Here is a 12399-nt window from a genome sequence, read left to right on the forward strand (position 1 = left end):
TCCCGCCAAACCGCAGAGCGCGGTCAATGGCTGGCAGGGCCTTCATGCCAGCGCCACCCAAAAACAGGAGCAGATTCACGGGGTCAAAAATGCCTTGTTGCGCACATTCCACTAGGACATCATGCTATTGATTAAATAGCTAAACCGACCTGCATGCTTTCTGCTTGGCCATCAACGCGAATTGGGCGGAAAAAGCGTGGAACGGGCGTGCGACAGGCGCTGAACAAACACGAGACAGACGCAGAAAGACGCTCGGCCCGCCGCGCGGGGGCCGTGTGTTACCTTCCTCTGCCATTGAACGACCCCGGGGCTTGACGACATGAACGCATCCAGTGATTTGCTTTTGCGCCGCCTGGCGGCCTTGCCGCCCGAGGCCCTGCCGGGCATGCGGCGCGGGCTGGAAAAAGAAAGCCTGCGCGCCGCGCCAGATGGCGCGCTGGCGCTCACGCCGCATCCGGCGGCGCTTGGCTCGCCGCTCACGCACCCGCACATCACCACGGATTTCAGCGAGTCGCAGCCGGAGCTGGTCACGGGCACGCATGGCAGCGTGCAGGCTTGCCTGGATGAGCTGCGGCAGATTCACCAGGTGGTGTATGCCGAAATGGCGGTGCTGGGCGATGAGATGCTGTGGGCTTCCAGCATGCCCTGCAAGCTGCCGCCTGATGAAATGATTCCGCTGGGCTACTACGGCACCAGCAACGTGGGCCGCGCCAAGAGCGTCTATCGCATGGGGCTGGGGCACCGCTACGGGCGGCGCATGCAGACCATTTCGGGCATTCACTACAACTGGTCGCTGCCGGGCGCGGGCAGCGAGCAGTATTTCGGGCTGATCCGCAACTTCCGCCGCCACGCCTTTTTGCTGCTGTACCTGTTTGGCGCCTCGCCCGTTGTGTGCGGCACTTTCGTGCAGGGCCGCCAGCATGCCTTGCAGCCGCTGGGCAGCCGGGCCATGTATTTGCCGCACGCCACGTCGCTGCGCATGGGGCGGCTGGGGTACCAGAGCGATGCGCAATCCACGCTGGCCGTCAGCTACAACGGCCTGGAAGGCTACGCCGCCTCGCTGCAAGACGCGCTCACGCGCCCCTGGCCCGCGTATGAAGCCATCGGCATTCAGGCGCCCAGCGGCGACTACAACCAGCTGGCCGTCACGCTGCTGCAAATTGAAAACGAGTTCTACGGCACCATTCGCCCCAAGCGCGTGATCGAGCCGGGCGAGCGCCCCCTGCACGCCTTGCGCGCGCGCGGCGTGGAATACGTGGAAGTGCGGCTGATGGACCTCAATCCCTTCCTGCCCGTGGGCATAGACGAGCAGACCATGCGCTTTCTGGATGTGTTCTTGCTGCACTGCCTGCTCAGCGACAGCCCGCCCGACAGCCCCGCCGAAATCGAGGCGCTCAAGCGCAACCAGCATCTGGTGGCCGAGCGCGGCCGCGAGCCGGGCCTCAAGCTTGCCTGCGGCGGCATGGAAGTGGCGCTGACCGACTGGGCCGCCCAGGTGCTGGGCGAGCTGCCCGCGCTGGCCCGCGCACTGGACGAAGCCCTGGGCGGCGACGGCCACCAAGCCGCCGTGCAGGCCGCGCAGCAAGCCCTGCACAACCCCGCCTTGCTGCCCTCGGCCCGCGTGCTGGCGGCGCTGCCCGGCTATGGCGACAGCTACGTGGCCTTCATGCTTGACCGCTCGCAGCAAATTCGCTCCCTCATGCTGGCGCAGCCGCCCGACGCCGCCTTGCGCCAGCGCTTTGCCGAAATGGCCGTGCAATCGCGCGCGCAGCAGCATGCAATTGAAGTGAGCGACACCCTCAGCTTCGAGCAATACCGCCGCGAATACACCTCGCCCGCGCGCCTGTCGCCCCAGGCCTGAAAGCCGCGCCCATGCCCAGCTCTGCGACAGTCCCATGTCCTACAGCATGGCCGCCTGCAAAAGCCGTCAGTGCGTCGCCAGCCGTGGCCTTGGTTTTTCATGATTTCAAAAAGCAGGGCGCGCTGCCCGCTGCACTGGCGCAAGACGGCACCAGTGCCCTGATGCTGGTCCGCCCCAGTCTCATCAAACGCCCCGTACTGCTCTTTCCTCCCCGCAAGGCAAGTGGCGCAGACAGCGCAAACCACGTGCCGCAAACCTGGGCGCAATGGCCAAGGCCGGACGCATCCGCCTGATTTTTCTCTCTTCCATGCCCTCGCGCCGCTGCGCCTTCCTCCTGCTTGCTTGTGCCTGCCTGCTGCCCGCCTGCGGCCGCAAAAAGCCACCCGTCACGCGTGTGCCGCCTGGTGCGCCCGTGCTGGCCTTGGGCGACTCGCTCACCTGGGGCGTTGGCGCGACGCCTGAAACCAGCTACCCAGCCGTGTTGGCGGCGCTGACGGGCTGGCGCATCGCCAATGGCGGCGTGCCCGGCGACACCGCCGCGCAAGCCTTGCAACGCCTGCCCGGACTGCTGCAAGAACACGCGCCGCAACTGGTCATCGTCAGCATTGGCGGCAATGACTTTCTGCGCCGCCTGCCCGAAGCCAACACATACCGCCACATCCGCGCCATCTGCGAGCAAGCCAAGGCCAGCGGCGCGCAAGTGCTGCTGGTGGCCGTACCCGCCCTCACCCTTTCCGCCGCCCTGGGGCGCTTGAATGACCACGCGCTCTACGCCAACCTGGCTGGCGAGCTGCAACTGCCCCTGTTTGCGAACGGCTGGAGCCGCGTGCTCGCCCAGCCCGCTCTGCGCAGCGACGCCGTGCATGCCAACGCCCAAGGCTATGCCGAATTCGCCCGGGCGTTGAACGCTTTCGCACGGCAGGCCGGCCTGCTTTAAGAGCCTTTTCAAAGCAGCCCACCTGCGTTCTGGCGCTAGCCGGGCGGCATCGGAAACGGGAGCGCGATACGCAGATGCGCCCTTGCGGATTTGCCATGGAACTTGATTGAACATTTGTTGCCACGACAGCGCGGGTTTTGCGGCTTGCTTGGGGCCAGGCAAGGGTTCGCAAGGCCCAAGTCCGTGCTTTTTGCGCTCACGAACGCACGGGTGAGCCGCCTCTCACATGAGCAGGCAGCGCCACAGCACGCGCGGCGCGTCGCGGCGGCGCAGCACGGGGCGCGTGGCCAGGGCGCGCGGGCCGAGGGCGCGGGTCTGCGCCAGCACGCTCAGGGCGGCTTGCACCACGGCGCGCAATTCCCAGCCCGCGCGGCCCGGAACGCGATGCACCAGCGGCTCGCCTTGCAGCATGGTGGCGCGGGCGTGGCGGGTGAGCGATTCCAGCAGGCGGGCGGCGCGCTCATCGTCTGGGCGCAGGGCCGCGAACTGCTCGCGCGGGGCGGTGATGGCAATGCCGTGCGCGGCGCATTCGGCCAGCGGCAGGTAGTAGCGGCCACGGGGAATGTCCACGCTCAAGTCTTGCCAGAAGTTGATGAGTTGCAGCGCAGTGCAAATGGCGTCGCTCTCGCGCAGGGCCTGCTCTTGCGTCACGCCATACAGGTGCAGCAGCAGGCGGCCCACGGGGTTGGCCGAGCGGCGGCAGTAGTTCAGCAAGGCGGGCATATCGGCGTAGGCGGCGCCGTCGCGCGTCATCGTCACGTCTTGTACGAAGGCGCTGAGCAAATCGTCCAGCGGCTGCGCGGGCAGGCCGAAGGCGCGCATCTGCGCTGCCAGCGGAACAAACACCTGCGGCCAGCGGGGCGAAGGCGGCTGGCCTTGCGCTACGGCCAGCAGGTCAGCGCGGTAGCGGGCCAGATCGCGCAGCCGGGCGGCGGCGGGCGCATCGCCTTCATCGGCCAGGTCATCCGCCGTGCGGGCGAAGTGGTAAATGGCGGCAATGGGCGCGCGCAGGCGCGGCGGGCACAGCCAGGAAGCGACGGGAAAGTTTTCGTAATGCTCAACCGGCTGGGGCGCGAATCCGGCTGGCGGCGGGCGTTCGTCTGGGGGCATCGCGTTGCGCGTTTTCGTTCAGGCGCGCCGCCGGAGCGGGAGAGGAGGGAGAAGAAAGGATGACGAGCCTTGACCCCGGCACTGGCTCCACGGTTAGGGCTGCTTGGTTCCCCACCTGACCCGGTTGGCCGCTTCCCCATGCGGGAAGGCCCGTCGGGGCGCGATTGTAGTGGCTGGGCGCGGCGGGCAGACTGTCCGCCTGCTTTCATGCTCAGCCCTGGGCGGCTCAGGCCAGCGGCCTGGATTCGCTCTTCATTCGATAGCAGCAACTCCCATCCAAACGGGCGCAAACGCCGTTTTCAGGGCGTTGAATCCGCTTCTGTTTTTGATGCCCCGCGTTTTCTCTTCACCCAGGCCCGCGCCGCACATTCCTGAAAGCCAGGTGGATTGCGGCGGCCATTCAGAAATCTGCGGCCCCCGCTTTCCGGCAGCCAATTGCCCTTTTCCGCAAGAGAAGCGCTGGACAGAAAGGCAAGGCACGCGGACGCAAGCCAATAGCCAATCGCGTTGGCCACGCTTCAAGCACGAGACTGTTTGTCGATGCCGTGCTTTATCACTGCCGGGCAGACTTCCCTTGGCGCGATCTGCCAAGGCGCTTTGGCGCCTTTCGCGTGATTCACCTTCGGCACATCACCCTGAGGCAGCGGGACAGTGCAGCTCATGCAGCGTTTGCAGCAGACGCAGCACATCCGGGCGGGCGATGGCGTAGTAGATGTTCTTGCCGTCGCGGCGGGTGCTGACCAGCTCTTCGCCGCGGAGCACGGCCAGTTGCTGCGAGAGCGTAGGCTGGCGAATGCCCAGCGCGGCTTCCAGATCGCTCACGCAGCTTTCGCCTTGCGAGAGCTGGCACAGCAGCAGCAGGCGGTCTTCATTGGCCAGCATCTTGAGCATGCGCACGGCGGCCGCCGCGCCGCTGCGCATGGCTTCGGGGGTGACGGAGAGAACAGAGGCGTCCATACAATCTATATTTTTATATACTATTGCTTTCTTAACTGAAAGGAGTGCACCCTCATGAGCAAAAGCTACCGCGACATCATTGAACACGTGACTTCCTGGCTGGGGCCGCTGCGCAAGGATATCCCGCAAACCATGCAGGCGTTTCACGCGCTGTCGCAGGCGGGGCAAGGCGATGGAGCGCTGGACAAGAAGACCAAGGAATTGATCGCCTTGGCGCTGGGCGTGGCGGCGCGCTGCGACCCTTGCCTGGGCTATCACGCACAGGCGCTGGTACGGCTGGGCTGCACGCGGGCGGAGCTGGAAGAAATGCTGGCGGTGTGCGTTTACATGGGCGGCGGCCCCTCTCTGATGTATGCTGCCAACGCACTGGCCGCCTACGAGGAATTTGGCGGCGAAAAGGCCGCCACGGCGGCATGAATTCCCCACGATGGTTTCATCAACCCAGGCATATCCAGAAAGGAGACAAGCCATGAAACTCAACGTTGGCGGCATTGACCGCATTTTGCGTATTCTCGTAGGGCTGGCGCTGATTGTGGCAGCGGCGCTGGGCTACATTGGCTGGTGGGGTTATATCGGCGTAGCGCCGCTGGTAACGGGGATTTTCCAGTTTTGTCCAGCATACCGGCTGCTGGGCCTGAGCACCTGCCCGGTGAAATTGCAGCCGCCCGGCCAGGAAGAAAAATAGGCGTCAATTCATGCCATAAAAAAAGCCCGGAAAGCATTCCCGGGCTTTTTTTATGCAATCGGCCTTCTGAAAAGGCGTAAATGGCGTTTTCAGCCTTTGAAAACCGGCAGAACATCGGCGCGACTGAGAATCTGCGCCAGAACGTTGAGCACGCCAAACAAAAAAACCCAAACCATCAGCCACAGGCCGCCATACACGTGGTAGCCCTTACCTGCGCCAAATTTCTTGCGGCACGCATGCAGCAGCAAGGCAGGCACGAAAGCCGTCCATACCGTGGCGGCGAAGCCTACGTAGCTGATTGCCAGCACGAATCCTGTGGGAAACAGCAAACAGGCTGCCAGCGGCGGCAAAAAAGTCAGAGCGGCGGCCTTGCTGCGCCCGGCGCGGCTGGAGTCAAATCCGAACAGGTCGCTCAGGTAATCCAGCAAGCCCAGCGTGACGCCAAGAAACGACGAAGCAATGGCCATGTAGGAGAAAAACGATAGCACCCTGACCAGCCCGCTGCCTGCCACACCCGCCAGCGCGTCAAGCAAGGCGGCCACGTTGTCCTGCGCGGCAATCACCGGGCCGAATTCGCTGCGCGGCAGATTGCCTTGCACGGCAAATTGCCAGAGCGCGTAAATCAGCAGCGCAATCAATGTGCCCAGCCACAGCGAGCGGGCCACCTTGCGCGCATCGCCCTTGAAATAGTCAAACAGGCCCGACACGTTGCCATGAAAGCCGAATGAAGCCAGGCACACGGGCAGGGCCGCGCCCGCATAAATCCAGTAATGCGCCTGGCCGCCTGAAGCCGCATCAAGCAAAATACCTGGCTGCGCCGAAGCAAGCAAGCCGCCATTGGCCCATAAAAAGCTGATGACCATGCCGCCAATCAAAATAGTGGTCGCGCGGTCTACCCAATAAACCGACCACCAAACGCAAGCCGAGAAAATCAGTGTGAAAATGATTTGCCCCACCCACAAGGGCTGCCCCAATGCATGCGCCGTGAGATTGCCGCCCGTAAAAATATAGGCATACGTGAGCAAATACAGCACGAAAGCGACAGAAAGGCCATTGACGGCGCTCCAGGCCGGGCCTAGCAGGTCTTTGACGATGGTGTCGAAATTGGCGCCGCGCGGATAATGCGTGGTGGCCTCCAGAATCATCAGCCCCGACGACAGCATGGAAAACCAGGTGTAAAGCAGCACCGCCAGCGAACCAATGAACCAGACGCCTGAAGTAGCCGTTGGATTGGCGAGCATACCCGCGCCAATAACCGTGCCGGCAATGATCATGGCGCCGCCAAAAATGGAGGGATTTCTGGAATTCATGTTCAGGCTTTCCGTTATTCAGTGCGGTGTGGCAGTTTTACGGCAATTCCAGGCGAATCGCACCATTGCGGCCCGTCTGATTGGCTGCATATCGGTCAATCCCATCAGGCCACCCGTTTCATCAGCAGGCAAAAATTATACAAATACAAACGCATTGATTAAGCTGGTGGTCTGAATGAAAAGTGAAAGACGCAGGCCCGCAATTCACAGGCTGCCAGCCATTTTTGCGCGTCTTCGTGCGAAGCGCCTCTGGCCTCGCGCGCTCACGCGTCGCCACACGATTGCGTTGCGAACGATTGCTAGCGTCTATCATCCACTGCACCGATCTTTTTGCTTTTGGAAACGCCATGCTGCATGACTTTCTCAATCTGCTGACACAAATTCTGGCTTCCGTGGTGGGGGGCGCGTGCCTGTTGCGTGTATGGCTGCGCCTGCGCGGCGAGTCGTGGCAAAAACTGGTGCTGGCTCCTTTGCTGACCGTGCTGACCGGCTGGCTGGTCACTCCGCTTGAAACGCTGGCACAGGCGCTGCGCCTGCCAGTGAACCAGCCTGGCCAGCGCTGGGACGTGATCAGCCTGCTGGTGGCCTTCGTGCTGGAGCTGCTGCGACAGGCCGTTCTGCTCTCGGCCCTGCGCCAGCCGCCTTGGAGCGCATGGCTGCCGCTGGCGCTATTGGGTGTGCTGTGGATGGCCCTTTCCGTGGCGCAGGTCATGGTGCTGCTGGCCGCGCTGGCTTCCTGGCTGCGGCCCGGCATGGATGAGCTGCGCTGGCTGGAGCGCCTCACCCGCCCGCTGCTGGCCCCCGCACGCCGCCTGCTGCCGCCGTTCAAGGGCATTGACTGGTCACCGCTGCTCGTGCTGCTGGTTCTCTATCTACTGGGCGTGGGGGTGTCTTACTTGCAGGGGCGGCTGGTGCAGGTTTTTCTGCTCTTGAAATAAAAGCGGCCCAGGCCCGTTCGGCCAGGACTTGCGGCCCACGGAATGTCCAGAAACGGCGGAAATCGCTTTAGCGTTTGACCCTAAATGCGAAAAAACGGCTCCGCGCAGCCAGCTATACAAGCCAAGCCACCCTTGAGCCATTCTTTCCACAGCCCCATCCCCGCTTCGTCCTGTTCACGGTTTCAGTCTGATGACTGAATGACGGATTTCCTGATTTCCAAATGCCCCTGGGGTGGCAGAATTGCATCAACCTGATGAATCAGATTCCGGTCCGGATCATAGGTATGAAAATGCAATAAAACCGTCCCGTCGGCGCTGCGTTTCATGTCTGGCAAGGCGTTTTCAATGCCTGCTTTCCTGATTTGCTGAACAGCCAAAGGCGCTGTTTCAGTCACCAATACGCCCCCTGCATTTTCCAGACGGGCAATCACGCCGGCCCACCATACGGAATCGGCTCCCCGGCCGCAGGCATTCAAAGCGCGTTCGGCCCGGTTTTCTTCGCGCACGCCCAAAATAGATCCGTCAGGCAGCGCGACATATCCATACCGGGGGCCATCCATTTGCTGCTTGTTTCGCACGCCATAAAACGTGCAGCCGTTGCGCGTCAGAACGTCAATGACGCTGGCTTCCACTTGTGATCGAGGCCAGTTCGATTCGGCCTCCGCCTGGGCAAGAACGCGCTCCAGCGCGGAGGCGGCAGCGGTATCTGCCGTAAAAGTCATGATGAACATTCCACTTGCCAGAAGAATGAAATGATGAATCAGGGAAGAAAGGGGTTTGCTCAATTGTCAGCGTCTCCATCAAGAGGCAGTGTGGCAGGCGCATTTTCGTTCGGAATCATATTATTCATTGCCACGCGCATGTTTTTCGTGGCCTGCCAATTCGGGGTTATATATCAACTCCTTGCTTCGGAATATCCAACAAAAGCCCAAAACCAGAAATAGCCTCAATGCGACGGCTCTGGCATCTGTTTGTCGCATGGGTTTCCATGCAAATAACCTTCATACGAAACACGTATCCTCCCATCCGAAGCCGAAGCAAGTGGCAAATGCCGGCCAGGCAGACCAGCTTCACAGGCTGGCGCGCTACCATGCGCGCCCTTTTGTCTCTGAGCGCTTTCCTCTCACATGACTGTCTCGATACGCCGCCGCCATTTCACCCTGGCCCTGCCAGCCCTGGCCGCCCTGGCGCAGCCCGCGCTGGCTCGCTCGCCCCACTCGCTCACGCTGGGCATGACGCTGGAGCCGCCCGGGCTGGACCCCACGGCTGGCGCAGCCTCGGCCATCGCCGAAATCATGCTCTACAACGTCTTTGAGACGCTCACCAAAATCCGCCCCGACGCCAGCGTCGGCCCGCTGCTGGCGCAAAGCTGGCACAGCTCGCCTGATCTGAAGCAGTGGACTTTTCAGCTGCGCGACAACGCACGCTTTTCCAACGGCGCGCCGCTGACGGCGCAAACCGTGCAATGGGCCTTCACGCGCGCTGCCAGCGAAGGCAGCACCAACAAAGACCGGCGCACTTTCACCGCCATGCGCCAGATTGCCGCGCCTGATGAGCGCACCGTGCGCATCGAGCTGGAGCAGCCCGATGCCGATCTGCCCTTCAAGCTGGGCCAGGCCACCGCCATCATCGTCGAGCCGGGCAGCGCCGCCGGCAACGCCACGCGCCCCGTCGGCAGCGGCCCTTACGTGCTGGACAAATGGCAGCGCGGCGCTTCCCTCACCCTCAAGGCCTGGCCGCAGTGGCGCGAGGCGGGCGCCATCGCCATTGGCCGCGCCGTCTTTCGCTTCATCAGCGACCCGGCCGCGCAAGTGGCCGCGCTGCTGGCGGGCGATGTGGATGCCTTTGTCCGCATGAGCGAGCGCGGCGCCGCGCGCCTGAAGGCCGATGGACGCTTTGCGCTGCTGCAAAGCGGCTCGCGCGCCAAAACCATCGTCGCATTCAACCACCGCCACGCGGCCTTGCGCGATGTGCGCGTGCGCCGCGCCCTGTGCGCCGCCATTGACCGCCAGGCCGTGCTGCAAGCGGGCCAAAACGGCCTGGGCACGCCCATCGGCAGCTACTACACCCCCGGCAGCCCCGGCTATGTGGACCTGACCGGCGTCAATGCCTATGACCTGGACAAAGCCCGCCAGCTGCTCAAAGAGGCCCTGCCCGATGGCCCCCTGTCGCTCACCCTCACCCTGCCGCCCACGCCCTACGCCCGCCAGGGCGGCGAAGTCGTGGCCGCGCAGCTGTCGCAGGCGGGCGTGCGCGTGAAAGTGCAAAACGTGGAATGGGCGCAGTGGCTCAGCCACGTTTACGGGCAGGCGCAGTTTGACCTCACCCTCATCAGCCACGTCGAGCCGCTCGATCTGGGCAACTGGAGCAAGCCCGGCTACTACTGGGGCTACGAAAACCCCGCCTTCGACGCCCTCTACCAGCGCCTGCGCGCCAGCGCCGATGAAGGCGAGCGGCTGAAGCTGCTGGAGCAAGCCCAGCGCCTGCTGGCCGAAGACGCCGCTGCCATCTTCCTGTACCAGCCGCACTGGCTGACCGCCGCCCGCAAGGGTCTGCAAGGGCTATGGGAGCAGATGCCCATCTCGGTCAATGACCTGGCGACCCTGCGCTGGCAGTGAGCGCGGCCGGGCGGCGGCAAAAACAGGAGCAAATTTGAGGGGGTCGAAAGGCCTCTTTGCGCACGCTCTACTAGGACCTCATGCTATTGATTAAGGAGCGGATTCGATCCGCTTTTCTCTCCTATTACCTCGCAGGCCGCCTGCATTCCCGGCTTGCTCGGGCGATGGTTTTTTATCAGCACCTGCCCACGATCTGACCATGAGGGGCAAAAAGGCGCATCGGGATGGGCGCAAAGCGCAGGTGGACCTCACGCCTCATTTGAGATTTGCAACGGTCACAAGCGCCCGAGGCCGCCCCAAGGCCGCACTTACTGCACTGGCGAACAGACACTCGCGAACAGATTGTGGGCAAGCTCTCTGACAAGGCTGGAGCGCGGAGTGGCTGGACTGGTTTGTGCGAACTGCCGACCTGCTCTCTGTCCCCTTTTTCAGAAAAAGAAATAGAGCGGAACCACCTTGCGCCGCCCTTTGCGGCAAGCCATGAGCAAGTCTTGACAAGCGCTCTTGATCATCAGAAACAGGAGCAAATTCAGGGGTACGAAACAGGCTCTTGCGCCCATTCCACTAGGACCCATTGCTACAGAAAGAGAAGCTAAATAATGGCAAGTGTTCTGCCCCGCTCATCCAGCGCCTAGCATTCCCGTTTTTTCCCCCATCCAAGGAGCACCCCCATGACACATCCCCCCCGCCGCGCCCTGCTGCAAAACCTGCTGGCTCTGGCCGCCTGCGCCGCCCTGCCTGGCGCGGCTCTGGCCGCTGAAGCGGCCCCTGTTCAACCCGCTGGCAAGCCCGCGCCCGTGCAGGTGGCCTTCATCGAAGCCCTGTCCGGCCCCTTTGCCAACACGGGCGAATCCGTCTGGCGCAACCTGCTCATGGCCAGCGAGCGCGTCAATGCCCGTGGCGGCGCACAAATCGAACTGCGCCGCTACGACAACAAAGGCCAGGTGGACGAATCGCTGGCCGCCTTGCGCGCGGCCATCGACCACGGCGCGAGCGTGGTGCTGCAAGGCAACTCATCGGCCGTGGCCGCCGCGCTGATAGACGCCATCAACAAACACAACCGCCGCGAGCCAGAGCGGCAAGTGCTGTTTCTCAACTACTCGGCCATCGACCCGGCCCTGACCAACGAGCGTTGCAGCCCCTGGCATTTCCGCTTTGACGCGCATGCCGACATGCGCATGGCCGCGCTCATGCAAGTCATCAAAGAAGACAAAGACCTCAAGCGCATCTACCTCATCGGGCAGGACTACAGCTTTGGCCAGGCCGTGCTGCGCGAAGCGCGCCGCCAGCTCGAAAAAGAGCGGCCCGACGTGCAAATCGTGGGCGACGAACTCCACCCCGTGGGCCGCGTGAAAGACTTCGCCCCCTACGCCGCCAAAATCAAAAACAGCGGCGCGCAAGCCGTGCTCACCGGCAACTGGGGCAACGACCTCACCTTGCTCGTCAAGGCCGTGCGCGAAGCAGGCTTTGACGGGCGCTTCTACACCTTCTACGGCAACGCCCTGGGCGCGCCCGCCGCCATTGGCGAAGCGGGCATAGGCAAGGTTTTTGCCGTGGCCGACTGGATGCCCAACGTGCCCGCGCCCGAAAGCGCCGCCTTCTACAAGGCCTTCCGCGAGCGTTTTCCCAAACCCGAAGACGACTACGTGCACCTGCGCCAGCAACTGCTCATTGAGGCGCTGGCGCAAGCCATCGACGCCGCCAGCAAGCGCCCTGGCGGCCCCACCGCCGCCCACATCGCCGCCAGCCTTGAAAACGCCAAAGTGCAACTGGCCGGCCGCAGCGGCCACATGCGCGCGCAAGACCACCAGTTCCAGCAAAACCTCGTTGTCGGCGTGATGGACAAGCAAGGCGCGCCCGGCGTGCCTTTTGACGTGGAAGGCAGCGGCTACGGCTTTCGCATCGTGCGCGACATCCCCGCCAGCCAGGCCGAAATGCCCACCACCTGCGCCATGCAGCGGCCCTGGCAGCCGTAAAAACGGC

At 63.2% G+C, this 12399-nt stretch carries 12 protein-coding genes and 1 other RNA gene; 7 read left to right on the forward strand and 6 right to left on the reverse strand.

Annotated features, from left to right (window positions below):
- Positions 1–319: 319 nt before the first annotated feature.
- Together ADJ79_RS01035 and ADJ79_RS01045 are read left to right on the forward strand one after the other, a co-directional pair.
- Positions 320–1861: a glutamate--cysteine ligase gene (locus ADJ79_RS01035; protein ID WP_050714401.1), complete on the forward strand. Its 1542-nt coding sequence runs from the start codon at positions 320–322 to the stop codon at positions 1859–1861.
- 265 nt (positions 1862–2126) lie between these two features.
- Positions 2127–2798, forward strand: a complete 672-nt coding sequence (locus ADJ79_RS01045) for a GDSL-type esterase/lipase family protein (protein WP_371256873.1) — start codon at positions 2127–2129, stop codon at positions 2796–2798.
- A 222-nt stretch (positions 2799–3020) separates the two neighbouring features.
- Here ADJ79_RS01045 and hpnC read toward each other — a convergent pair whose 3' ends face one another.
- The 4 genes from hpnC to ADJ79_RS01055 form a co-directional block, all read right to left on the reverse strand.
- The gene (hpnC, locus tag ADJ79_RS01050) at positions 3021–3908 is read right to left on the reverse strand and encodes a squalene synthase HpnC (RefSeq protein WP_050714403.1); all 888 of its coding nucleotides are present in this window, start codon (positions 3906–3908) and stop codon (positions 3021–3023) included.
- Positions 3909–3966: 58 nt separating this feature from the next.
- An RNA gene (ffs, locus tag ADJ79_RS12855) (signal recognition particle sRNA small type) lies at positions 3967–4063 on the reverse strand.
- Positions 4064–4160: 97 nt separating this feature from the next.
- Positions 4161–4499, reverse strand: coding sequence for a hypothetical protein (locus ADJ79_RS15650; protein ID WP_371256874.1), 339 nt, complete (start codon positions 4497–4499; stop codon positions 4161–4163).
- Between the two features lie 39 nt (positions 4500–4538).
- Positions 4539–4865: a helix-turn-helix transcriptional regulator gene (locus ADJ79_RS01055; protein ID WP_050714404.1), complete on the reverse strand. Its 327-nt coding sequence runs from the start codon at positions 4863–4865 to the stop codon at positions 4539–4541.
- A gap of 54 nt (positions 4866–4919) precedes the next feature.
- Here ADJ79_RS01055 and ADJ79_RS01060 point away from each other — a divergent pair, with 54 nt between their 5' ends.
- Together ADJ79_RS01060 and ADJ79_RS01065 are read left to right on the forward strand one after the other, a co-directional pair.
- Complete coding sequence (locus tag ADJ79_RS01060) at positions 4920–5282, forward strand: carboxymuconolactone decarboxylase family protein (RefSeq protein ID WP_050714405.1); 363 nt, start codon at positions 4920–4922, stop codon at positions 5280–5282.
- A gap of 52 nt (positions 5283–5334) precedes the next feature.
- On the forward strand, positions 5335–5550 hold the full coding sequence (locus tag ADJ79_RS01065; RefSeq protein ID WP_050714406.1) for a DUF2892 domain-containing protein: 216 nt from the start codon (positions 5335–5337) through the stop codon (positions 5548–5550).
- An 89-nt stretch (positions 5551–5639) separates the two neighbouring features.
- Here ADJ79_RS01065 and ADJ79_RS01070 read toward each other — a convergent pair whose 3' ends face one another.
- Positions 5640–6860 (reverse strand): aromatic amino acid transporter, encoded by a 1221-nt coding sequence (locus ADJ79_RS01070; RefSeq protein ID WP_050714407.1) that lies wholly within the window; start codon positions 6858–6860, stop codon positions 5640–5642.
- A gap of 347 nt (positions 6861–7207) precedes the next feature.
- On the opposite strand from ADJ79_RS01070, the gene ADJ79_RS01075 reads away from it, so the two are divergent.
- Positions 7208–7798 (forward strand): YggT family protein, encoded by a 591-nt coding sequence (locus tag ADJ79_RS01075; RefSeq protein ID WP_050714408.1) that lies wholly within the window; start codon positions 7208–7210, stop codon positions 7796–7798.
- Positions 7799–7980: 182 nt separating this feature from the next.
- On the opposite strand, the gene ADJ79_RS01080 is transcribed toward ADJ79_RS01075, so the two are convergent.
- The gene (locus tag ADJ79_RS01080) at positions 7981–8583 is read right to left on the reverse strand and encodes a hypothetical protein (RefSeq protein ID WP_156303936.1); all 603 of its coding nucleotides are present in this window, start codon (positions 8581–8583) and stop codon (positions 7981–7983) included.
- Positions 8584–8925: 342 nt separating this feature from the next.
- Here ADJ79_RS01080 and ADJ79_RS01085 point away from each other — a divergent pair, with 342 nt between their 5' ends.
- Together ADJ79_RS01085 and ADJ79_RS01090 are read left to right on the forward strand one after the other, a co-directional pair.
- Positions 8926–10416, forward strand: a complete 1491-nt coding sequence (locus ADJ79_RS01085; RefSeq protein WP_050714410.1) for an ABC transporter substrate-binding protein — start codon at positions 8926–8928, stop codon at positions 10414–10416.
- 671 nt (positions 10417–11087) lie between these two features.
- Positions 11088–12392: a branched-chain amino acid ABC transporter substrate-binding protein gene (locus tag ADJ79_RS01090; protein WP_050714411.1), complete on the forward strand. Its 1305-nt coding sequence runs from the start codon at positions 11088–11090 to the stop codon at positions 12390–12392.
- Positions 12393–12399: the final 7 nt, after the last annotated feature.

This window comes from Ottowia sp. oral taxon 894, assembly GCF_001262075.1.
Lineage (GTDB): Bacteria > Pseudomonadota > Gammaproteobacteria > Burkholderiales > Burkholderiaceae_C > Ottowia > Ottowia massiliensis.